Raw genomic sequence first — 22,291 nt, 5'->3', positions numbered from 1 at the left:
GCAAGCATAGCTCCGGGAGGAGCAACCACTATGGATATCGGCCTACCAATCATCAAGAAAACTGCTGGAGATGAATTGGTGATACCGGCATTTGTGAGTGGTGTTGTGCTTACGGGTCTTGTACCCATTCTCGTTCCTCTCGTGATAGGGTTCTGAGAAGCAAAGGCCATAGTATGACGGGTCTTAGCAATAGTATTACCTAGGCTGCCGCCTTGTTTATATCACAAGGAAGAGAATGGACTCTACAAGAACGGCCATAATCAGAAAGGCAATGAAGAGCCCAATATCAACCCGCGTCATGATTCGAAACTGCTCATTGTAGTAGTATCTCGTATCATAATCTGTCATGTATTCGGATTTTGTGAGCAGATTTCTATAGGATTGTTGAGCCTCACTATGTAAAATATAATCCCTCCATGTGCTCCATGCAAGAATGACAGCCACAACGAGTAACAGGGGATGAATAAACTGAGTACCGAAAGGAATGGTCAACAGGGCCATAATAGGAAACAGGAATATAAGAAAAAGGAATTTTCCAAGTGCTGATAGCCTTCGCCGAAGACTGACCTCGTGGAAATAAGGTGTCGCTGCCCTACGTACACGTGAGACAATGAGACGCTTTGCGGCTGCAGCGTTCATGTCCCAAATTTGAAAATTGAGCCCAGTTTCGTCAGTATAAGTATGGAACATTCTACAGTGTGGAAAAGGAATCTCTCTGTAAGTGAGGTCTGGGTCGAATTCACCATAATCCGCATTGTCCAGAAAAGAGTCTTCAACCCCCAGAGAGCTTGTCTCCTGCATTAGGAGTTCTTTCAGTTGCTGTGCAGTTTCAATTTCAAATGCAGTGAAATCCCTCAGTTCATCATTTTCTCTCTCAATATAATCGAAGCAATGATTCTCTCCGATGTTCCGAAAGACATTGATGAATATCACAGGAGCTGCAGGAATGATCCCTAAGTAAATGACAAGTGGCGGGAAGATATCCATGTCTAGAACGAGAATACCGTATTGCAGGATGAATATTCCAAAACCAGTAAGGCACAATGCGCTCCATACTATATTCGAGATAACGGAAGAGGGGTCGTACAACGTACCATCATACTCATTTAGAGCGTTAATATCCTTCATATATTCAGCCAGTTCGCGTTTCCATTTTGTGAATCGGAATAATGACAAGTAGGAGAAAACTACAACCAATGCAGCTATTATGGTATCAGACACAAGAAAGAGTGGAATAGATAGAGCTGGCAGCGACTGGAGGAGTAGAACTTGAATGATGAAAATTGTAGCCATAGAAAAGACAGCAATCACTGTCAATAGATACGGATGAGCTGCACCAAGCCATTTGTAGAAAGGCCATTGGCTTTTGGCTGCATATCTACCGACAAGGCGTCGAACCTCCGATTCATGGGTTGCTTTGACAATGATGGTCCCCTCTTCGTTAACCTGTAGAGACGGTTTCATTTTACCAGCGCGGGGTGTGTGTTTTTCTACATGCGCTGATTGATCTATGCCTACGTTATCCAAAATGTTGTTAGCTACTGTTTCTGCACTCGGTCGGTCCAAAGATTCCCTCTCCGGAATTCATGTATCTATAAGTGAATATGGCATTTCGATTGAAACGAGATTATGTTAGTCTTTCTAGTGAGAATATTCGCAATGGTCCAGAGCATCATTCTGCCCAAATGCATGATTGGAAAGCGAAATGAGGGAGAAACCCCAGCCGGCTGGATCTCTCCCCATCACTGGAATTTTTTGGAAGCTAAATTCCATGTCGTTTCCTGATGAACCAGACGATCAGAACTATGGCTCCGCCTGCGCCTGCAAGATCTCCGATAGCGAGACCCAATACAAGACCAGTATCTGGCAGAGTAGGAATGGTAGTAGTGCCATAGGCGATATTTGAGACCTCACCATAGTTCCCCACATCATCGTAGGCAATAATAGCAAACCAATACGTTTCGTCTTCTTCAAGGCCAACCACAGCGTATGTTTCAGTGTTTCCAGCTGTAGGAGGAGCCCATGATTGAGCATATGTAGATGCAGAATCCTAGTTGTCGAATATGGTGCATACGGGAAATCTCTAGTTTTTTCTGGGCTTGATTGAATCACTGTGGAATTTCTGTTCGGTCATACAGTGGGTCAACTACATATTTCATCGGATACACCTTAGATGATCTGCTTAGGTGGTGACGCCAAGAATCACGAGAAGTAACTATAACCCCATACAACCCTCTTAATCAGATTATACGGCATATCGGTGCCTATCTAGGAATTCCTGTCTCTTGGAGTTATTCCAACTTGAAAACGACTGTAGATACCCGGTAATCCGGCTGATGATATCCACCCCGATATATCCACACTTTGGACAGGGGATACGATTCAGGTCCTCAACAGAGGAGAACTTAGCGTTGCGCCAGTCGATGCCTTCCTGGTGGAAGCAAGATGGGCAGGCAAGGATATCCTTGGTAAAGGACCAGTATGAATTGAGTGTTTCTTCAGCGATTTTGCGAGTGAGTGCCCAGAGAGCGTCGGGATCAGGGTTCTTCTCACCCAAGTAGACGTGTGTTAGCGCACCGCCATCCATGTATGGATGAAACATGCCTTCTTTCTTGATTCGTTTACTTAGAGGAATGTCGGCTCCAACATACAAAGTGGTTGAGTTTGTATAGTAGACGCTTGGATGATCGCCCTTGAGATACGGTCGGATTCCCTTGAACTGCCGATAGTCCTTTCGAGCCAATCGACCAGCTGCACTCTCCGCGGGAGTCCGTGTAACATTGAAACTGAGTCCGTAATCCTCTTGGAACTCACGTGCCCGTTTCTTGAGGTGTTTGAGAACCTTGATACCGAATTTGGTGCCCTCGCGCTCGTGCAAATGGTGCCCTGTCATGATATGGACCATTTCTTCGAAACCAACCGTTCCTAACAGGAATTCGCGATCTTCCATATTGATGAGTGGATCACCATTAGGTTTGGGTTGGGTATAGAATGGTACACTGCCGCTGTCAATAAGCCGGTCCATGCAGTGTTTCTTCTCAAGCATAACCTCCTTGCAGAGATCAATAAACTCGTCCAGTTTCTCAAAGAATCGGTCTTCATCCTTCCGGCCGAGCCATGCAGCGCGGGGAATATTTGGCGTGACCATTTGTGATGCGCCAAAAACCATGTTGCCTGTAAGGAATTCCTCCATCTCCTCATCGCTGCTCGCAGTCCAGAGATGAGAGCAACAGCTGCTGCATCCAGCCTCGATACCGCTCCTCCAGTTCAAATAGTTCTCGAAATAGGGACTTCCGTGTTTCGCCGTAAGTTCACCCACGAGACGCCACGAGTCGTCATATTCAGGCTTCATGAATTCTTCGCGGAGAACGATATTTGGTTTTGGAAAATTGAAGCCTTTTCCGTTTGCATCCCCTTTAATCATGACTTCCATGAAGGCGTTGAAGAACTGGTTGGCTTCTTCTTCGAAATCGCCATAAGCCAAGTTGCTAATTCTCCCGCCAGGCAAAACAGCCGGCACATCCTTCATGATTTTGGGTATGCCTGGTGTGAGGTCGATACTGGAGAAGATGACTTGACCTCCGCGAGCAACATACTGCTGTGTTAGTGTGAAGATAAGTTGTTGAGCAGCCTGCTTGATTTCTTTGTATGATTTCCCTTGACAGAACGGTGCCAAGAAAGTGTTGAAGAAGAAATACCCTTGACCGCCAGCAAAGGAACTTTGGGCTGCTGCAAGCCATATAGCGGAATGATTGATTGCCACTGGAAGATGGACGGCGGGACCCGCTTGTGAAGAATGCATCCCGCCAAGCCCATCAGGCGCAATACCAAGCTTGAGCACTTGGCGAAGATCCCACGTGGCGCAGTAGTCACGTGTAGAGAAGTACTCCCGATCCTTGATGTAGATGTCACCACTTAGATGAGCATCTGCTAGGTGGGGAGGTATAGAGAGGAAGGTGTGCTGCTCCATCACGTTATCGTGAACCAGTTTGGCAATGGTCTCAGGATTCCTCATCAGGTTTGCATTAGACGTGTGATCTCCGGTATCGTGGATGAGCTGATTCACGTCCCACATCGGGATTCCCACACGGGTATACCGGATACGTTCTTCTTCCAAGCCCAATTCTGCCAGCACACTGTTACACATCTCACGAATCAAAGGGCCAGAAAGAAACTTGATTCCTGAAGCAGCTATTCTATCCATAACCTTGACAGCAACGAGCTGAGCATCCGCATGTGTCAACCCGGCTTCACGATGAAGACTATTGATAATTCTCTCAGCATCAAAATCCTCAATCGTTCCACTAGTCGTACGAACGCTCGGTAGTTTCTCTTCACGTGCCGCTATTTCTTCAATATTTTTTGCTACTGCTTCATTGATATCAGTCAAGCTCTCATGCAACTCCTAATTCTCTACGAATGCCATCCACTGTAGGCACTTCGCCACTGTATAGCAGCTTCAAGTCTCCACCATTGTCTACGATGATGCTTGGTGTTGAGGCGATGAACACTTGTTCCTCCAAAAGGCGGAATTCAAGGTCATCGTCCATTTCTTGGAGATTGATCGTCTCCACTGGTATGTCTGTATCCTCAAACGCTTCTTCAACTACTGCTTTTGCTGCAGGACAATTGACGCAACCCGGCTGGGTTACGAGGTACAAAATCTTCTCAGTTCGAGTATTCTCTCCCGGCGACATCTCAACACTCCACTCAAGCGTGGTTGAGATGTAAGGAGGTGGTAAGAATAAAAGAGTTCTCACATCCCCGGAGGCGTTCTAAAGCCATTCTATCGTATTTCGGACAAGACATGTTATTCCACTCGTCTATTTTTCGGTAACAATTTAATCTCCTAGAATGACTGTTCTAATTTCATCCGAACAATCATCGATTTGTGTTGTCATATGATATACCCAATTGAACAGATTTCTAGTAAACATCTCCGCTCTTGGGAACGAAGAAGATTCACCATTTCGCGCGGAATGGAAAGCTAATCGATGACTCAGGTAATAACAAAGGGGTAAGTGAAAAGAAAGAAAAGATTGCACATCACCGAGCCACGCAGCTGCGGGGAATCAATTGGAAGAAATCTCTGTGGCTCATCTTGGTTGCGATTCCGAGTTGTGAAATATTATGGCGACATACATACGGGCTACAACAGCTGTTGAAGCTTGGAAGAGGATAATCCCGAAAATCATGAAGAACGGACTGACACGTGTTGGTGAACGGGATTTGAAAACCCGCTGGTTAGACAACGTAATGATTCACATCCTCCAGCCGTTTGCTGAGAGAGTAAGTCCAGACTATCCATTTAGTCAGAAGGTGTTACAAGAGAAGTATGCTACACAGCTTCTCAATCCAGATCGCCTTGATTTCGAATATACCTATGGAGAGCGATTGAATGCGTGGGGTGATGAAAAAATCAATCAGCTGGACTACATTGTAAAGAAAATCCAGGCAAATCCAAATAGCAGGAGGGCAGTCGCTACAACGTGGGATCCTCGAAAAGATGACAACGCTGATGAAGTGCCTTGTCTGAACCATTTTGTGTTCATGAGAAGAGATGGAAATCTAGACCTCTCTGTGACTATTCGTAGCAATGACATGTACGGAGCTTGGCCAGCGAATTTCTACGCATTGACAGAGCTACTCAAGCACGTGGCAGAACAAGTCAATATGGATACAGGCAGAATAACAACGCTCTCAGTTAATGCGCATATTTACAAGCATGACTGGAAAAGTGCTGAATCCCTCATTTAGTCTAGTGACCGCTTCAGAACCAAACCTACAGCAGGCGTTGAGGTTCATTCAAATACTATTTCATCAAGTAATAAGTAGTCCTGCTAGTATTTGCCCGTAACTTCGTCAATGGAATACTGGAGAATGAAAAAATGGACGACAAGGACAGAGAACTGATTCATATTCTACAGCAAGATGGTCGGAAGAGCCTTACAGATATAGGCAAAGAGCTGGGGATGTCCCACGTCGCCATTGGCAAGAGATTGAACAAGCTAAGAGAAGAAGATTCGGTGCAAATCTCAGCTGGAGTCCGGGCAGAATCACTTGACATCAAAATCGTCTTCATGGGTCTGGAAACCCGAAATATGGAGGTTGCTGATGGAATAGCCGAGAAATATGGTGACTGTCCCAGGCTGTTGATGCTCGCACCCGTGACTGGAAGATACAACCTGTTTGCGGTAATGATTGCAGAAGATACCTGGAGTATGGAATCCATGGTTGGAACCTGCAGTATGGCCACAGAGGAGGGTATTAGAAATACCGAAACATGGCTCGGAAATGCTCCAATCGTGCCGGAGTATTTGTCCATCGATCTTGCCCCCAATCGAGACAATGGAGACAAATCACCCTGTGGCAGGCATTGTCCGGAATGTAAACGATACAAAATTGATAGATGTGTTGGCTGCCCTAAGACATCAGCTTACAAAGGGAATCTGTGGATTCAATCGAAGAACAAAGAGTAAGAGTTAACTCTTGAAATCCTCGAGTTCTGAGATGAGCGACATGACAGAAGAGTACTATGCACACCCACTAGCGGTTGTAGACGATGGAGCGCAAATTGGCGAAGGCACCAAGATATGGCACTTCGCTCATGTTCGGGGGACAGCCAAGCTTGGAAAAGCCTGTAATCTGGGGAAGGGAGTATACATCGACGCCGATGTTGAGATAGGCGACAACGTCAAAATTCAGAATGGCGTGTCTGTTTACAAGGGCGTCAAAATAGAAGATGATGTGTTCTGTGGACCGCACATGACATTTACCAATGATCTGTATCCGCGTGCATTCAGCGAATCATGGGAAGTTTGTGAAACTCTTGTCAAGGAGGGTGCTTCAATTGGAGCTCATGCTGTCATTATCTGCAATACGATACTGGGCGAGTATTGCATGGTCGGGAGTGGCTCTGTCGTTACGAAGGATATTCCAGCTCATGGATTGGTGATGGGGAATCCAGCACGATTAGTTGGATTCGTCTGTATCTGTGGTCAGCCGCTCCATGATGAAATAGAGAAGAATGCTGATGAAGTCATCTTCCGGTGCGCCGAGTGCAATCAAGAAACCATTATTCCGGCAGCTGATTATGAAATGAAGGTTAGGTAGTCGCAATTGTCTCATCTGTACAAGAAATTTGTCGAGGAAAGAGTTTCTCCACTGGTCAATAATATAGAGAATATTAGAAACTGTACTGTAATCGCGCATATTGACCATGGAAAGACAACCCTAACAGATTCGCTTATTGCCGCTTCTGGCCTTCTCTCCAAAGATGTAGCTGCTTCTGCAAAATTATTGGATTATGATATGATTGAACAGGAGCGGGGTATAACCATTAAGTCGTCAGGAATCTCGCTCATTCATGACAGAGAAGACCAAGAATATCTAATCCATTTAGTAGATACTCCAGGTCACATTGATTTCTCAAGCCATGTTACCAGAGGGCTTAGACTCACAGATGGGGCAATTGTGGTAGTTGATGTCATCGAGGGAGTAATGGTTCAAACGGAGACTGTGACAAGGCAGGCTATTGAGGAAGTAGTTCGACCGATGCTGTTCCTCAATAAGATTGACCGACTGATTACCGAGCGTAAGCTGAATGCAGAACAAGTAGCTGAACAAATCAAGCGAGTTGTCATGGAATTCAACGGAATGCTTGGTAAATACATCGATGATGATCTGCTGGATAAATGGCAGGTTTCTTTTGCTCGAAACTCTCTTTGTGTGGGGTCTGCCCTAGATAAATGGGGTATTGGCATAGAAGTCCTACGAAGTCGAGCTGGTGAGTCAGCAGACAGGGAAACCATGGAAGAGGCGTTTCTTGAACTTCTCAAGGAGATTGTAGAGGCCTACAGAAACGAAAACGAAGATGAGTTATCTAAGAGGTATCCAGTTGCAGAAACCACCCTTGATTCGGTTGTTCACATAGTACCAAATCCAAAGGAAGCACAGAAAGAGAGAATGCCTCGAATCTGGGGGGGACAATCAGACACCGAATATGGCAAGAGTCTGTATGATTGCAATAGAGATGGACCCTGCATTCTGGCTGTGAGCAATACTCAGAGAGATAGACATGCAGGTCTTGTAGCAGTGGTACGAGTTTTTTCAGGGATCTTGAGAAATCGACAGGAATTGACCAACTTGCGAACGGGAGATACCGAGAAAACGCTTCTTACAGGGCTTTTGATGTCAAAGACGCGCGTAGGACTGGATGAAGTTCCAGCTGGAAATCTCGCATTTTTGACAGGCATTGAACCGCTTTCCATTGGAGACACATTGGTCGAGCCTGGCTATGAAGATGCCCAGCCAATTAGCGAGCTTCAGTATCCCACGGAGCCTGTGGTAACCTATACCATAGAACCAAAGATTCTGTCTCAGTTGAGTGAAATCAAAGAGCCAATCAAAGAGTTTGTCGAAACTGACCCCGCGCTTGAATTCCAGGTTAATCCTGAGACAGGCGAGATGCTCCTTTCGGGTGCCGGCGAATTGCACGTTGAAATAAGTGTTGAGAAACTTGAACGGAAAGGGGTACAAGTTCGCTTAGGTCAACCAATGGTTCTACTCAAGGAACAGCTAACTGAAGACGGGAAGCCTGAATCAGCAGGGGGTGCCGAATCTAGTTCTTTCACGGTTCAGGCAAAGCTCCTCCAAGAGAGTGGTCGACCAGATATCGAGGGTGAAATCCTAGATGCTGATCCGCAGTCAATGTGTTATCTAGTAGATCAGACAAAGAAGATTGAACCACATACGGAAGAGGCTGAATGGGTGATTGAGGGATTCCGTACAGTGAAACAGAGCGGACCGGTTCAGGGAGAACGGATGAGACATCTTTTGGTAGTGATAAGAGAGGCAGATATTCGATTCGAGAAACCTGAAACCTCCTGGAGAGACATCACACAACCTATGATTCAAGCATTGCGAAAGAGCATAATGAGCGACGAGCCCGTTGTGCTTGAGCCATGGTTACATCTTGAGATTACAGCTCCTGAGGATTACATAGGCACACTAAGCAAAATCCTTGCCAAACGGAAGGGGGAAATCTTGGAGATGGAATCAGAACGTCATCTCTACAAAATAGAGGCAGAGATTCCAGTACGAGAATCATTTGGACTGGCTGATGAAATGAGAACAGCAACATCGGGATGGGCTACGTGGGGAGCTGAAAGTGGAGACTACAGAAGAATCTAGCTCCGTAGGTAGTAGCGTTCATTCATCACCCTTCCGAGCATAGACAACACACGTCTATCAGCCATGGATATTCGATCCATCATCTGTAGTGCTCGGGACATGTTTGAAAATACCGCGTTAAGATATGGCTGTGCGTGAACGGATTCCATTTCCTCAATCAATTCTAGGTAGGACTCGGAGATTCGCACTAAGCCAATCCAGTCTTCAGGTAGCAGAAAGTCATATTTCCCTTGTTTAATATCGAGGCTTCCTCCAGCTGGTCCTTTAATCACAGCCCCGTATCCGCTCTCAAGTGCCTGAGAGAACCGCTCTAGTAATGCTGCTAAGGATTGAGCTGTCCCCTTGATGAAAGACTCCGAGCCGTCATAGTCAGGATCAATCGTTTCCACAATACTCAGTTCTCGTGCTGCTTTATGGAGACCTGTAGCCAGCTCAGAGTAATCTTTGTTTTCAAAATATGTCTTTAGCGCATTAGCAAGAGCTGTCTGCCCTTTCCAATACTGAGCTAAGAGTGCATCCGATTCCATGGTTTGAGATTCAATTGGATTACGAATCTTGACAACTCGCTGGCGATTTAGAATTTGGAGGTTAATTTTAGCAGTAGCAGCCGCTTTGAGCATATTAGCAGCCTTGTTTAGCTCCGGAACTCTATTAGCAATGTTCTCTGCCCGGTCGTATAGAGTCGTCCATGATTTGCTTGCGTAAGGAACTGTAAGGGCCTCGCCATGTATGAACGGTGAATCACTAGTTGCTCTCGCGTCGGACAACATCATGTCTATGTCATCAAGAAGGCGTATCAATCGCTCTGGGAGGTCAATATCATGTCTGAAGCTGAGCAACACAAGGTTGTAGACGGAAATAGCGACCTCAACAAAGCTTCTTGTATCAACGGGGAAAAGCTGTATGTACTCCAGAAGTGTTTCTCGAATATTCTCTAAGGGAATTTCGGAATTCCTGCTTGGTATCCGTATCTTTGATAGAGCAAGACCCATTCGGGTACCAAGCAATGTTATATCAGGAGTTTTATCAGCTTTAAGAAGCTCCTGACGAGCCTCCAAGGACTCTTCAAACGCTTTTAGTCCGGTATTTCTGAATTCGTCCGAATCTGAAGTAAGACATATCCATCCAATAGCATTGTTACACGCTGCGCGCTCCGCCTTGGCTTCCGAAGCAGTCATGCTGGTTTCATCTAGAATCTCTTTTCCACGATTCAGATATGTAAGACCATCCGAAACTCGAATTTCGCGATCAATCATACCATATGCAAAACCCAGGCTGCACAAGCAGCGGTACATGAGATTCGATTGAGCCGGTGTTCGATTAGGAATGCCTTCCAATAGATTCAAGGATTTCTCCAATCGCTCTATAGCATCAGAGATGCCTTCTCTCCAACCATTAGCCAAAATGCTCGACCCAATAACAAGGTGAGCCAAAACAAGCCCATCTTTGTTCACCTCGTCGGTGTCGAGAATACTACCGAACATATCAGCAGCCTTGTCAGCCAATGATCGAGCTCTCTTGTATGCAACTTCGTCATCACGGGTCTCATTGATAGCCAATTGAAGAGTAAGAGCCGCAAGCCGCACCGAATCGCCAGAAGCACGAATTCGTGGTCTTAATTCAGCAAGGATTTCTCTTGATTGATCATAAAGGCCCAGTTCCGTAAGAACTCCAGCCTCATCTAGTGAGGCTTCGAAATAGAGTGTCTGCAAATCAATGTCATCAGCCATTTCGATTAATCGATTGAGTAAAGCTTCTGCACCTTCAAAGAAGCCAGCTTCAACCAAATAGGTAGTCAATTCGTGTACTTCATGAAGAGCAAGGTGAGTGGATGGACGATGTTGCTTGGACCAAATAGATTCCATTGTCTGAACCATTTCATCTACCAGGAACGGAACCAATGGGCGTAGATTCAGTCGTAGAGCCCGGTCAATTCCATGAGATAGCTCACCGAGAAGATCTAGTAGAACGGGAATCGATTCCAAATCTGGTTCCAGTTCTATTGCTGCTCTTCTGGCACTGTGGGTGTACCTCGTATCAAGAAGACTAAGCATTTGAGGTAGCATTCGATTTTCTTCGAAAGCTAATTTAACAATGATTTCTGTCAGTTTTGAGTTGGCTACCTCTGGATTTCGTAGGATTATTTCTTCAATTGCCCTAGCAATATCAAAAGCAAGTTCCTTATCAATCGAGCCGTCGATTGACAGACTTTGGATTGCGGATAAACCATCATCTAGGGAAACTGAAGCGCATAAAATATCCCTGATAGTTACCTCCAATCTGGTCTCCATGATGTGCTACCTACTGATTTCATATCGAAACGGTCACTAAGTTGTTAAAAGTCTTCACAGAAGCCTCTTCGAGTAATCATTCTTCAGGATTCTCCATAACGAAGTCGTGCCATTGTCTGGAAGTGTCCGTTCCTCGCATCCTCTCCATGCGGACTTGATGAACTGGGCGATCACCAGATTCATCGACTCTGAACCTGAGAACCGCGTCCACAAGATACGAGAAAGTAGCATACGTTTTCTCGTCATGGACGCCTTCTTCTAAGATGAACATAATGCTGTGCGAATTTTGGGTAACTCTTCCGCTTATCCTCTGCACAGAGCCGGGCATTTTAGTAGCCGATGAGTTCAGGATGAGCGTTGAGAGGCTGTCAACAATCACTCTTGCACACACCAAATCATCTAGAACCTCAGAAAGAACAATGCCTAGTTCGCTGATATCATCTACCTTGGATAATGTATGAGCCCTACCCGTCTTTGGGGCGCCCATTCTTTCTGAATAACCATCGATGAAGACCAATTGTCCGTTGTTCTCACATTCTTCCACCGGCCACCCGTGTCGGCTCATGTCATTTCTGATGACACGTGGTGATACATCTGTAGTAACAAAGACGCCAGGAAAACCCAAACTCAAACCTTGAGCCAAGAAAGCCTCCGCGTAAGTAGTTTTTCCAGAACCTATAGGGCCAAGAAGCATGTACGAGACCTGTGTGAGCTGGCCGAACCGGACTAGGTCTCCAATCATCGGCTTTACTGTTGTTGGTTCAGTGTCACAAGCGTCGATTACTTCTTTCTTCATCTATTACCACCTTACCCTTGACCGGCAATTTCACCAGGCCATACTCTGATACCCTCATCTGTAATCCGCATTGAGTGTATGCGTGAGCTGTGCTTGGAACCTCTTAGCTTGAGTACTTCTATTGATCGAGATCTTGAGGTGTCACTTACTTTCTCATAGTAGAGGACTATTACGCCAGAAGCTAAGAATGCCTCAATATCAAAGACACCCAAACCACCGTGATGAGCGGGAATCTCACTTGTAAGAAGAAGTGTTGCTCCAGTGCGGGTGATTGCTGCACATAGTTTGAAGAATTCTTCGCGGAGGATGTCTCGGCTCTTGAATTTGTATGCCATAATGGAGAGGGTGTCAATCACAACGCGTTTGGCATTCACTTTCTCAATGTGATTCAGTATTATGGCCTCCAATCCTGAGAGATCGAAGCTGGGGTATTCTCCCACTGGTACGGGAGAACGCTCCTTTGAAGGTGACAAATCAACGATTGATAACATCTCATTATCTTCTAATTCTTGTAAATCCATGCCGAAGCGTTTCATGTTCCGTCGAATCATCTGTGGTGTTTCTTCCAACGTAACGAGAACACCTGGTTCCTCATATTCAGTTGCGCCATTGTAGAGGAATTGATTTGCTAGGATAGTCTTTCCAGTTCCAGCTTTACCAGCAATCAAAATGGTATCTCCTTTCGGGAAACCACCCTCGATTAATTCATCCAGGCCTGGTATGCCTGTTTTTACCCGCTCAATTTCAAAGTCACTCATTTACTAGCACCTCTCATAGAGACCTTAGCCCCCAGCACCATTTTCATTATGATCTCAGGTTCCGGAATTCCAGTCACGCTTGTCCCACCAATCATTATTGTTGGCAGGGCAAACACTCCGTATTCCTCAGCCGCCTCAGGATTCTTTTTCACGTCGATAATCCGTATTTCAAAGGATTCTGAGCTGAAATCAGCAATTGCCTCGCGCACTACCTCTTCAGCTCTTGGGCAAAAGGCACAATCATCTGATTTGAATAGGACAATCTCAACAGGGGTTGAGGGTTCTCCTTCTGAATCATTTGCACTCTTCGCTTGTTCGCCCAATCGACTGCACTCCTGAATATAAGCGACGGTGTGATGTTCTTTATGCTGAACCAATTGAATCTTTTGTGGTTGTCACTTCTCTAGGACGTTCTTAATTCTTGTTCCACCTTTACCTAGCGGACGCAAATGATATCGAACTGTACGCGGCATAACAGCCGCTAAAACGAGGTCATCCTGTTCCTCAAGGTTGAGTTTCTTAAAAACAGCCTTCCCAGCAGAGCATCTCACGTTTATATCGTTCAGTTCACCAAGAGAAAGCTCTTTCCGCATGCGTTCGACTGTGGAAGCCACATATCCGGACATAGCAGCTATTACATTGTTATCGATATTCGGGGCGGTTGCGGAGGCGATCAAGAGACCATCGTCTCTGGCCAGTATACTGGCATAAAATCCGCCTTCACGATTCATGTCTTCAAGAATTTCCTCTAGAGCAGAGTAATCGGGCCGTTCCATAGTTTGCACCAGCCAGCATGCTAAATCTCTGATTGCAACTCATCCCTATATATATTTTCGAACAAGGACGTACAGAAGACAGAAAATATCAAGATTCATTACGGCAAGTAACTGGAGTAGCAAGAGGATAGATTTTAAGGTCTGATGTAGTTCTTAAGAGTACGCTAGGGAATGAGTCACATGCCTGCAGAATACAGATTCAAAACCGTCATGCTAGGAGATGGTGCGGTGGGCAAAACGGCACTTACTATCCGTTACACCCAGGAACGCTTTGAATCAGATTATAAGCACACCATCGGCAGTGATTTCGCTATCAAAAGAACCAGACTTCCGGAAAGAGATAGCAATGTAACGCTTCAAATTTGGGATTTGGCTGGTCAGCCACGATACTCGGTCGTGCGAGAAGGATTCTATAGAGGGGCGAGAGGAGGCCTATTGGTTTATGATGTCACTCGCCGCCGTACTTTCTTGAATATTGAGAACTGGAAAAACGAATGCTTCAAGGCTATAGGAAATCCAATACCGATGATTGTTGTTGCAAACAAAGTAGATCTTGAAGAAAGCAGAGTCGTCGGTACTGAGGAAGGGAAAGAATACGCCGATGAGTTAGGCTTTCTGTATGTTGAATCCAGTGCCTTGACAGGCGAGAATGTGGAAAAGGCCTATACTGAACTTTGCAGGCTTATGATTGACAGTGTGAGGAAGAAAGACGACGAAGTGATGTAGTATAGGACGGGCTCATTCTCAGCGTTTCCGGGGTTTCCCTTTTAAGAGACCCAGAGCTCTCTTACATTTCCAAACAGCGTAGAAAACACGCTTAGCCTTCAATGTTTCTTCATCATAGCGGGACTGTAGATTCCGAAACTTCTCAATCAGTTCATCCCTTCTACTTCCATCCTCATCGGCCTTGATTTCTTCTAGCAACTCCTCAAAGGGACTAATAACCGCGCGTAGCAATTTGAGATTCCATCGAATAATAGCCCCGGTACCATCTGAACTCACAAAGGTCTTCTCATTTGGATACCACTCAAGCCCGTCAATTTCTCCGTCGGTTGAAGTATTACCTTTGATAGTACGATCGTCCATAGACCAAACAACAATTTCCTTATCGCTTGAACCAGAAGCCAGATACTCACCGTCCGAGCTGAACGCTAAAGCTCGAACTTCAGCCGAATGCCCTCGAAGAGTTTCATCAAGCTCTATTTTGGGATTCCCGTTCCAAAGCTTGATTGTTAAATCGGAACTACCAGAAGCCAGAGTTTCCCCACTAGGTGAGAAACGAACTTTATGCACTGCAGTCCTATGTTGTTCAATCGTCTGGATTTTCTTACCACTGTTTGCATCCCATAAGCATATGAGTGCATCAACACTTCCCGAGGCGATTCTGTTGCCACCAGGATCCCAATCACATGAAAGCACGTAGAGAGTATGACCTTCCATCTGATGAATTTTCTCGCGGTTATCAATATCCCATATGATAAGCGTTGTATCGCCACTGCTCGAAACAAGCCGATCTCCACTCGGCGAGAATGAAAGAGAAAGCACAGGATACTCGTGACCTTCGAATGTCTTTAGACACTCCCCTGTCTTGATATCCCAGATTTTAACGATACGTTCAACCGATCCAGAAGCAATGATATCACCTCGCGGACTGAAAGCAAGAGAAGTACATAGGTAGTCGTCTTGCAGACATTGAACCTCTTCACAATCATCAGCAGACATAATTCGTATGGTGCGATCTTGCATTCCAGCAGCAAGCAACCGTCCAACATCATTCATTGCAAACCGTCGAGTTATTTCAGAAGATTCTTCAGCTCTTGGTTTCAGGGTCTGCTGTTGAAGGAAAAGTGGCTTTTTGTCCCGGGGCAGTGTATTCACCTCATTGAGGAGACATTACGGGAATGCATTAGAGGTGTACTAAAGTGTTCTGAAGCCAGCCAAAACCAAGCCAAGGTATATTCGCATATTTCCTAGCTTTCACATCAGTATCATAGGAAATCAGTAAGCGTTAAATCGAATGCATCACATTCTTTACTATGGGGACTATACCATGGAGAGTCAAGAAGGGGAGTCATTGCTGCAAAAGCTGAAAGGAATAGAGGCTCTCCGGTATGTGAAGGACAATGTCAAGAGATTCCTCCGGCCCAGAGGAGAGGAATTGAACAATGCGCTTGCAGAGCTTCAAACACTACAAGCTTGTAAGGATGCAGCTCTTGTGGGCGATGATGAACTCAGATTGCTGTCGGTTTGTAAACTTGCCGAGTTTGGTCAAGAAGCACAAGAAGCACTAGAGATTGCATTGTATGATATCACACCAGTTGTTTGTACGGCAGCTGTAGGAATGTTACATGCTATCGGGGTAGAAGTCTCACGGAGCGAAATACCCGAAGAGAAACTAACGGATGAAAGGGTCAAGTCAATACTAGAATACGTGAATCAAGCCGAAACCGTAAGCGGAGAGAAAGAGACACAAGATGTACTCTATGCGGCAGCAAGGAGACCGGACCTATTCACAAATGAGTTGCCAGTTAGGACGGTCAGCTATATTGATGTTCAAAGCAAATGCCAAGAAGAGGATGAGGGAATATCTCTCCTTGTCAGGCTTACGAACGAGGGGAAACAAAGAGTAGAGGATACGAACGTTTCACTCCTGACATATCCATCAGATGGTCTCAAACTCGAAAGCGATAGGGCGGCTCAAGTAGGAGACTTATCCCCTTCAGAAGAAGCTAGAATCAGATTCGATTTCAAGAAGGTGGCGAACTACGTAGAAGGGGAAATGGTAATCGCCGTTGTCATGAAAAACCATCTCGGTCAGGAGGTGTCCGCCAAGTCGGGAAATTGCCTTGTCAGATCGCTCTATTCCCAGATGAAACCCTTGGATTTGACCTCAAGGGAATTCAGCGTCGCCAGAATGGAGATGAAACCATGGAGCAGAGAACATGTCCTTAGGTTCAATCCAAGAAGTCTCTTCAGATTACTAAAACGGATATTCAAAGAGAAGAATCTACATCTAGTTAGGGAAGAATCTTCAGAGAGAGACGGTATGATGAGAGCATTGTTGATTGGAGCAGCGGAGAGCATCTTCAATCAAACACGAGTAGTCATTCACTTAACACTAGTTGGGAAAACAGATGAGTCAAAGACCAAAGTGAGAATAGAAGTGCACTCTGACGAGGAGGAACTCCTCCACATCGCAGCCAGTAGAATCTACGAAGCGGTACATCAACAAGTTGAATCCGCTTCGTAACAGCAAGATTCCTGTTGAATTACATCATATCGCCGCTTTCAAGAATTTTGATTGCAAGCTCAAGAAAAGCAGCATCTACATTGGCACCCGTCTTCGCGGATGTCTCTATGAAAGATGTATGAATACCATTGTTGTCTGAAATTCTCTCAGCAAGTGATTCACCTTCATCAGTCGTGACCATGGCTTCCTGCATGGAGGGGTTCCCCTCAAATTTCTCTCGCAGGTCAATCTTGTTACCAATAAGCACGATAGGAATCTTCTTGCCGGCGTTCTCGAAGCATTCGTCCACCCATTCAGGAATATGATCGAAGGATAGCCGTTCTACAACCGAATAGACTGCAAGTGCCCCCATGGCTCCTCGATAGAATGTTGAACGGACATTTCTGAAGTGCTCCTGCCCAGCAAGATCCCATATTTGTATACGCACATCATGGCCACCCTCGAGTTGCATCTTCTTTACCGCGAAGTCTGCACCTATGGTTATATTGTAGTTTGCTTTGAAGCCTTCTCCCATGTAGGTGCGCCGGAGACTTGTCTTGCCCACTGAGCCATCACCCATTAAAACAACTTTGAATACCGCTTTGACCATATACTTGAACACCGCCTTCTGAGGAATTATCTGGGGCATAATCGGTTGTTTTGCTATATGCTCTCATAACCTTCGGCTATTTTAGTGTAACCCGAATAAATATGTCAGAAAAGCCGGAGGAGTCCAATGAGAACGAGAGTAAACCCAATCAGATTGACCGAGAAAAACAAGAAGATACCTCGCTCGATGTTTTCTAGGTGATTACTGATTTTTCTCAGATTATGTAGCATCTCCTCTTCATTATTGGTTCTATCTCCAGCAAAAGTCATGTTCCAATCACAGACGTATCATCGGAAACAAGCATTTAGTTTTTCCGTCAGTCCCGCAGCGCTATTTTTGTTGGTATCAGTCAAAAGGGATACTGGGTGATCTTTGTGTTGATGAAAGCGGGTTTTACTTTCGGGAACCAGTCCACCCATCGGGTATCCGAAATAACGGAACAATAGGTTCCACAAACACCACAATGTCCGGATCATAAAGTTTCTACGGCACCCAGTTTAGGCTCCGCGGTACCACTTGCTGTAATCAAGCTGATAGATTGAGAAGATCATTATGTGTGGCAGAACGGTCAAGACCTTTCGAGACGCTGTGGATTCTGAACAAGCAAGATGGAAGAATTTCAGACGCACCCTCAAGCCGGCGCATAGGGAGTATCTAGATCGTATATTCAACTATGCCAGGGAATACGCAGATGCGGGAACAATGGTTCCAGTTCCTAGGGTCACTGAAGTTGTGTTCATGGCGACCATGATGGAAGCTATGAAAGAAATTGATACACTCCGTGATAAAATCCAAGCACTGAAAGATGGATAGGAGAGGGCATAATGGAGCTGGGGTGGCTTCTCGATGGTAGCATTGACAGGGAAAGCAAGGAGCTTGTCCTCTGGATCAAGTCCAATGGAGAAACACGAGGGTATCCGTATCCCAGTTTCAAGTCATCATTATTTGTCGATACAGATTTGCTAGAAAATCATGAGTGGGAAGATTGTGAAGTTCTCCAAGCAACAGCTGAGCATCCAGAAGTAGTAGACACGAAGCTCGTCAAACGGTGCCTCAGCGTGTACGATGAGACGAAAGAAGAAGTAGTGCAAGTATTTACCAAGCCGGGTTCACACTGGAAGGTGGCAAATGACTTGGAGAAGCTTCCAGGAGCTACCGTATTCCATGCTGATATCGATCCAGTTCAGCAGTGTTTCATCGCCCGGGAAGTGTTTCCGTTTGGACGAGTAGGGTATGAACTCAAGAACGGCGAAATTATCGAACTGAAGAACAGGGACGACCGAGAAGCAATTCACTACCATACTCCTGAACTAGAGGAAATTGGAATCGAAGTATCTGTTAGTACGAAGCGCCTTTTTCCACGAATGGAAGACCCTATCCATCACATCAAAATCATGAACCAAGGAAATTCCAAGGTGATTGAAGGGACAAATGAAAAAGAAGCACTGCTGGAGCTGCAACGAACAATCGATGAAATAAATCCCGATGTGATTATCACAAGAGGGGGCGATGAGGATCTCTTCAGATACTTGAGTCTCAGGGCGCGAATTCACGATGTGGAACTTGTTTTTTCAAGAGACGGAACCCCTTTGAGAGTGAAGGAGCGGAATCCGGAATCGTTTTGGCAATACAACAGAGTCGTCTACAGGTCCGGAAGGCCAGTGATGTTCAATGGTAGAATCCACATCGACCGGAACGAAAGCATGTACTACTCACCAACCGGAATAGAAGGAGTTGCTGAGGGGTGTAGGCTGGCCTTTGCACGACCTCAGAGGGTTGCACGAATGTCAATTGGGAGTGTGAATGCAGCCGTCCAATATTATAACGCCTATAAGAGGGGGCTACTGATACCACCCATAAAGAAGAATCCTGAGTTTCTTAAATCGGTTAATGACCTAGCAGCTATTGATCGAGGGGGATTGGTGTTCCAACCCAAACCGGGTATCTATGAAAACGTAGCTGAGTGTGATTTTTCATCGATGTACCCGACACTTATGGTTACTCGAAATATCAGTCCCGAGACTATATGTATGCGAAACGAATGCCCATACAATCAGAAATACTGCTTAGATATACCAGGGGTAAGTTTCCGTATATGTGAACGAAGAAGAGGTTTGGTAGCAGAGTCTCTGGAACTTGTTATTCAAAAACGAAATGCGTTCAAGAAGCTCATCAAAGAGGGGGAAGAAGCAAACAAATACAGACTAATGCAGAACACATTGAAAGGTATACTTGTGTCCTGTTTTGGATACCTTGGTTTCAAGAATGCTCGCTTCGGAAGAGTGGAGGCTCATACTGCTGTTACAGCTTTCGCACGAGAGTTGTTGCTGAGGACACAGGAGATTGGGGAGGCATATGATTTCGAAATAATCCATGGAATTGTTGACTCACTCTGGCTCACTTCAGAAAAGGAGATGGAATTCGAAAAAATCCAAGAATTCTGTAAAGGGGTGACAGATACTGTGGATATCTCCATGTCACCGAAGGGGGTTTACAGGTGGTTTGTTATTCCATCTTCACACGTAAACCCATCCATCGCCCCATTGAATCGGTATTATGGCCTTTTCAGAAATGGGAGTATCAAAACAAGAGGAATCGAAGTAAGACGTCGTGACACCTGTCTCTATGTAGGAGACTGTCAGAATGCAATGATTCGAGTTCTCGCACAAGCACAGAACAAGAACGAGTTTCTAGAATTGATTCCTGAAGCTTTTGGGGTTTGCCAAGATTACATTACAGAACTAAAAGCAGGAGATGTAGACATGCGCGATTTGGTGCTCAATTCTCGCCTGAGCCGCGAACCAGATGAATATCAAACAACATCAAGAGCAGCAGTAGCAGCAAAACAGTTAGTAGAAATGGGAAAGGATTTGCATGCCGGGCAAAAGGTAAGATACGTACTGATAGAATCTGATACAAAAAATCCCCTGAGACGGGTTAAGGCGGTAGAGCTTATTGATGATTCCATGCAATATGATTCCGATGCGTATGCCAAACTTTGCCTAAGGTCATTCGAAAGCCTCATTCCTGCCAAATACATCAATTCAAGTGAGCAGGTGCCCGAGGATCGTTTGTTTTCAAAGAAACATGCCATCATTCAGTAATGGCATGAGCTTGCATGGCTATTCTGGGTTTTAGCTCTCGAATCGGGATACCTGTTTCTCTCGAAACCTTCAACACATCATCGGCTTCAGGTTTGATATTGACTACAGTTCCATTTGCTGCACGCGATACCTTAACACGAACCATGTATTCTTTGTCCTCGATTTGTAGTTGACAAACAATAGTCTCACGGGCTGCCTTGATTCTATTCCATGAAGTGTAGCGAATGCCCAGAGTTCCTAGGTGACGTATTATGACTCGTGCAGCCTCTTTCATGTTTTCCTGAGTTGTAATCACCTTGACAACAAAACATGGTCGGTTTTTCTTACCATAAGCAGGAATTATGACCGCGTCATAGGCAAGATTCTCATCTAAAAGAAACTCGAAAAGCGTTCCTATAGATTCCCCATCGGTGTCATCTACATTAGTCTCTATAACAATCACTTCGTCACGCCCCCAGCCCTCATCTACATCCAAATCCACTTCTTCCTTAGTTGGTTGAGCTTCCGGTTTTGGTGCAGGTGTCACAACTTCTTCAACAGGCTCTGCTTCAGCGACTTCTTCGGGTTCCGCAGGCTCTTCTTTTTTCACTTCTGGCTCTATTCCTGAGGCATTTCCAACTGCAACCCGCAAAACATTGGGTATCTCACCCAGATCCCGGGAGCCAAAACCAAATGCCTCCTCCTCAACCTCAAAACCTTGCGCAGATTCAACAAATTGGTCAGCAATCGTGCCCAAGATGGCGGCGGCTGTTGGAGTCAAAACTTCAGTTTTGGCAGGTCCAGCGTGGAAGGGTATGTCAAATTCCTCGATTATTTCTGAAACTGCTGGAACAGGTACGTCGAGTTCCCCATGAGCAGTGGTGATTGTTCCAGAACCAACTGCTAAATTCGTTACCAGTAGTCTCGAATCCTCAAGAAGGTCGGCCTTGTCCAAAAGATAGGCTGTACCTACAATATCAAGAATAGTATCAACAGATCCAAGCTCATGTAGATGTATATCCGAGATGTCTTCATCATGTGCCCGACTTTCCGCTCTGAAAAGAGCCTCTAAGGAGTTTCGAGCCAGTTCTGCAGCTTTGTCTGAAAGCTCGACCTCTCTGGACATAGTTGCTAGTACGTTTCTCAGGGCCTGTGGCTCTAATGTCATGTCCTCATCCAGCAATACATCCATTTCCAACCCGGATGCATCTTCAAATTGCCGTTCGTTGAAAGTAACGCGGAGAGTTGGATCGTAAATCAGAAGTCCCGCTGCAACTGGATCAAGTGCTTGTTTATCCCCCAGTAAATCAATAAGAGCGGATAGTATCATATCACCAGATGCGCCAGCGGTTGCACCGTCAAATAGAACGTCTCTCTTTGCCATCTTGTTCTAGCCTCCGAGCCCCTGAATCTGTTTGTGTGGCATGCATGTGGATTACCTTTTGGCTCTTTAGATTAGGAGCTTCGCGGGAAGCACAATTGACGTAATGGTTCTGTCTCTCTTAAATAAGCTTCTAGGACAACATAGAAGCAGTCAGTATAGCTCCTTAATCTAC

At 45.4% G+C, this 22,291-nt stretch carries 22 protein-coding genes; 9 read left to right on the top strand and 13 right to left on the bottom strand.

Annotation, left to right across the window (positions count from 1 at the left end; all coding sequences use genetic code 11):
* Positions 1 to 156: DUF340 domain-containing protein (locus GF309_08860; protein ID MBD3158883.1), on the top strand; the 156-nt coding region annotated here is incomplete at its 5' end.
* A 60-nt stretch (positions 157 to 216) separates the two neighbouring features.
* On the opposite strand, the gene GF309_08855 is transcribed toward GF309_08860, so the two are convergent.
* The 4 genes from GF309_08855 to GF309_08840 form a co-directional block, all read right to left on the bottom strand.
* Positions 217 to 1,566, bottom strand: a complete 1,350-nt coding sequence (locus GF309_08855; protein MBD3158882.1) for a hypothetical protein — start codon at positions 1,564 to 1,566, stop codon at positions 217 to 219.
* A gap of 196 nt (positions 1,567 to 1,762) precedes the next feature.
* A complete protein-coding gene (locus GF309_08850; GenBank protein ID MBD3158881.1) occupies positions 1,763 to 1,984 on the bottom strand; it encodes a hypothetical protein in 222 nt (73 codons plus the stop codon).
* A gap of 261 nt (positions 1,985 to 2,245) precedes the next feature.
* A complete protein-coding gene (gene nrdD / locus GF309_08845; protein MBD3158880.1) occupies positions 2,246 to 4,390 on the bottom strand; it encodes an anaerobic ribonucleoside-triphosphate reductase in 2,145 nt (714 codons plus the stop codon).
* 4 nt (positions 4,391 to 4,394) lie between these two features.
* On the bottom strand, positions 4,395 to 4,697 hold the full coding sequence (locus GF309_08840) for a hypothetical protein (protein MBD3158879.1): 303 nt from the start codon (positions 4,695 to 4,697) through the stop codon (positions 4,395 to 4,397).
* A gap of 433 nt (positions 4,698 to 5,130) precedes the next feature.
* On the opposite strand from GF309_08840, the gene GF309_08835 reads away from it, so the two are divergent.
* From GF309_08835 to GF309_08820, 4 genes are all read left to right on the top strand, one after another.
* A complete protein-coding gene (locus GF309_08835) occupies positions 5,131 to 5,757 on the top strand; it encodes a thymidylate synthase (GenBank protein ID MBD3158878.1) in 627 nt (208 codons plus the stop codon).
* Between the two features lie 131 nt (positions 5,758 to 5,888).
* On the top strand, positions 5,889 to 6,479 hold the full coding sequence (locus tag GF309_08830; protein ID MBD3158877.1) for an AsnC family transcriptional regulator: 591 nt from the start codon (positions 5,889 to 5,891) through the stop codon (positions 6,477 to 6,479).
* 31 nt (positions 6,480 to 6,510) lie between these two features.
* Positions 6,511 to 7,113 (top strand): N-acetyltransferase, encoded by a 603-nt coding sequence (locus GF309_08825; GenBank protein ID MBD3158876.1) that lies wholly within the window; start codon positions 6,511 to 6,513, stop codon positions 7,111 to 7,113.
* Positions 7,114 to 7,119: 6 nt separating this feature from the next.
* Positions 7,120 to 9,192, top strand: a complete 2,073-nt coding sequence (locus GF309_08820) for a GTP-binding protein (protein MBD3158875.1) — start codon at positions 7,120 to 7,122, stop codon at positions 9,190 to 9,192.
* Here GF309_08820 and GF309_08815 read toward each other — a convergent pair.
* The 5 genes from GF309_08815 to GF309_08795 form a co-directional block, all read right to left on the bottom strand.
* A complete protein-coding gene (locus tag GF309_08815; GenBank protein ID MBD3158874.1) occupies positions 9,189 to 11,483 on the bottom strand; it encodes a hypothetical protein in 2,295 nt (764 codons plus the stop codon). The two genes, GF309_08820 and GF309_08815, sit on opposite strands and share 4 nt — an antisense overlap.
* Before the next feature lie 76 nt (positions 11,484 to 11,559).
* Positions 11,560 to 12,279 (bottom strand): hypothetical protein, encoded by a 720-nt coding sequence (locus GF309_08810; GenBank protein ID MBD3158873.1) that lies wholly within the window; start codon positions 12,277 to 12,279, stop codon positions 11,560 to 11,562.
* Between the two features lie 11 nt (positions 12,280 to 12,290).
* On the bottom strand, positions 12,291 to 13,037 hold the full coding sequence (locus GF309_08805; protein MBD3158872.1) for an AAA family ATPase: 747 nt from the start codon (positions 13,035 to 13,037) through the stop codon (positions 12,291 to 12,293).
* Positions 13,034 to 13,420 (bottom strand): hypothetical protein, encoded by a 387-nt coding sequence (locus GF309_08800; protein ID MBD3158871.1) that lies wholly within the window; start codon positions 13,418 to 13,420, stop codon positions 13,034 to 13,036. The genes GF309_08805 and GF309_08800 overlap by 4 nt, the downstream gene beginning before the upstream one ends.
* Positions 13,421 to 13,432: 12 nt before the next feature.
* Positions 13,433 to 13,813: a hypothetical protein gene (locus tag GF309_08795; GenBank protein ID MBD3158870.1), complete on the bottom strand. Its 381-nt coding sequence runs from the start codon at positions 13,811 to 13,813 to the stop codon at positions 13,433 to 13,435.
* A gap of 171 nt (positions 13,814 to 13,984) precedes the next feature.
* Between GF309_08795 and GF309_08790 the strand changes: the two genes are divergently transcribed.
* Positions 13,985 to 14,539 carry a GTP-binding protein gene (locus GF309_08790; protein MBD3158869.1) on the top strand — a complete coding sequence of 185 codons (555 nt, stop codon included), beginning with the start codon at positions 13,985 to 13,987 and terminating at the stop codon, positions 14,537 to 14,539.
* 18 nt (positions 14,540 to 14,557) lie between these two features.
* Here the strand turns inward: GF309_08790 and GF309_08785 are convergent, their stop codons facing one another.
* Entirely contained in the window at positions 14,558 to 15,592 is a 1,035-nt protein-coding gene (locus GF309_08785; GenBank protein MBD3158868.1) for a hypothetical protein, read from the bottom strand.
* 271 nt (positions 15,593 to 15,863) lie between these two features.
* Between GF309_08785 and GF309_08780 the strand changes: the two genes are divergently transcribed.
* Positions 15,864 to 17,063: a hypothetical protein gene (locus GF309_08780; protein MBD3158867.1), complete on the top strand. Its 1,200-nt coding sequence runs from the start codon at positions 15,864 to 15,866 to the stop codon at positions 17,061 to 17,063.
* Positions 17,064 to 17,082: 19 nt separating this feature from the next.
* Here GF309_08780 and GF309_08775 read toward each other — a convergent pair whose 3' ends face one another.
* Positions 17,083 to 17,691 carry a GTP-binding protein gene (locus tag GF309_08775; GenBank protein MBD3158866.1) on the bottom strand — a complete coding sequence of 203 codons (609 nt, stop codon included), beginning with the start codon at positions 17,689 to 17,691 and terminating at the stop codon, positions 17,083 to 17,085.
* 65 nt (positions 17,692 to 17,756) lie between these two features.
* The gene (locus GF309_08770; GenBank protein MBD3158865.1) at positions 17,757 to 17,921 is read right to left on the bottom strand and encodes a hypothetical protein; all 165 of its coding nucleotides are present in this window, start codon (positions 17,919 to 17,921) and stop codon (positions 17,757 to 17,759) included.
* Between the two features lie 283 nt (positions 17,922 to 18,204).
* Here GF309_08770 and GF309_08765 point away from each other — a divergent pair, with 283 nt between their 5' ends.
* Both GF309_08765 and GF309_08760 read left to right on the top strand, forming a co-directional pair.
* On the top strand, positions 18,205 to 18,465 hold the full coding sequence (locus tag GF309_08765) for a hypothetical protein (GenBank protein MBD3158864.1): 261 nt from the start codon (positions 18,205 to 18,207) through the stop codon (positions 18,463 to 18,465).
* An 11-nt stretch (positions 18,466 to 18,476) separates the two neighbouring features.
* Positions 18,477 to 20,756 carry a hypothetical protein gene (locus tag GF309_08760; protein ID MBD3158863.1) on the top strand — a complete coding sequence of 760 codons (2,280 nt, stop codon included), beginning with the start codon at positions 18,477 to 18,479 and terminating at the stop codon, positions 20,754 to 20,756.
* Here GF309_08760 and larC read toward each other — a convergent pair.
* Positions 20,746 to 22,119 (bottom strand): nickel pincer cofactor biosynthesis protein LarC, encoded by a 1,374-nt coding sequence (larC, locus tag GF309_08755; GenBank protein MBD3158862.1) that lies wholly within the window; start codon positions 22,117 to 22,119, stop codon positions 20,746 to 20,748. The genes GF309_08760 and larC overlap by 11 nt on opposite strands.
* Between the last annotated feature and the right edge of the window lie 172 nt (positions 22,120 to 22,291).

It is taken from the genome of Candidatus Lokiarchaeota archaeon, from assembly GCA_014730275.1.
Classification (GTDB): Archaea; Asgardarchaeota; Thorarchaeia; order Thorarchaeales; family Thorarchaeaceae; genus WJIL01.
This window is presented reverse-complemented; position numbering and strand designations above follow the sequence as displayed.

Excerpts from the sequence above, each read along its gene's own strand:
- GF309_08760 (MBD3158863.1), top strand. The coding sequence starts at position 18,477 with ATGGAGCTGGGGTGGCTTCTCGATGGTAGCATTGACAGGGAAAGCAAG.
- larC (MBD3158862.1), bottom strand. The coding sequence starts at position 22,119 with ATGGCAAAGAGAGACGTTCTATTTGACGGTGCAACCGCTGGCGCATCT.
- GF309_08825 (MBD3158876.1), top strand. The coding sequence starts at position 6,511 with ATGAGCGACATGACAGAAGAGTACTATGCACACCCACTAGCGGTTGTA.
- GF309_08805 (MBD3158872.1), bottom strand. The coding sequence starts at position 13,037 with ATGAGTGACTTTGAAATTGAGCGGGTAAAAACAGGCATACCAGGCCTG.
- GF309_08770 (MBD3158865.1), bottom strand. The coding sequence starts at position 17,921 with ATGACTTTTGCTGGAGATAGAACCAATAATGAAGAGGAGATGCTACAT.
- GF309_08785 (MBD3158868.1), bottom strand. The coding sequence starts at position 15,592 with ATGAATGATGTTGGACGGTTGCTTGCTGCTGGAATGCAAGATCGCACC.
- GF309_08795 (MBD3158870.1), bottom strand. The coding sequence starts at position 13,813 with ATGGAACGGCCCGATTACTCTGCTCTAGAGGAAATTCTTGAAGACATG.
- GF309_08815 (MBD3158874.1), bottom strand. The coding sequence starts at position 11,483 with ATGGAGACCAGATTGGAGGTAACTATCAGGGATATTTTATGCGCTTCA.
- GF309_08780 (MBD3158867.1), top strand. The coding sequence starts at position 15,864 with ATGGAGAGTCAAGAAGGGGAGTCATTGCTGCAAAAGCTGAAAGGAATA.
- GF309_08790 (MBD3158869.1), top strand. The coding sequence starts at position 13,985 with ATGAGTCACATGCCTGCAGAATACAGATTCAAAACCGTCATGCTAGGA.
- GF309_08840 (MBD3158879.1), bottom strand. The coding sequence starts at position 4,697 with ATGTCGCCGGGAGAGAATACTCGAACTGAGAAGATTTTGTACCTCGTA.
- GF309_08765 (MBD3158864.1), top strand. The coding sequence starts at position 18,205 with ATGTGTGGCAGAACGGTCAAGACCTTTCGAGACGCTGTGGATTCTGAA.
- GF309_08835 (MBD3158878.1), top strand. The coding sequence starts at position 5,131 with ATGGCGACATACATACGGGCTACAACAGCTGTTGAAGCTTGGAAGAGG.
- GF309_08830 (MBD3158877.1), top strand. The coding sequence starts at position 5,889 with ATGGACGACAAGGACAGAGAACTGATTCATATTCTACAGCAAGATGGT.
- GF309_08775 (MBD3158866.1), bottom strand. The coding sequence starts at position 17,691 with ATGCCCCAGATAATTCCTCAGAAGGCGGTGTTCAAGTATATGGTCAAA.
- GF309_08810 (MBD3158873.1), bottom strand. The coding sequence starts at position 12,279 with ATGAAGAAAGAAGTAATCGACGCTTGTGACACTGAACCAACAACAGTA.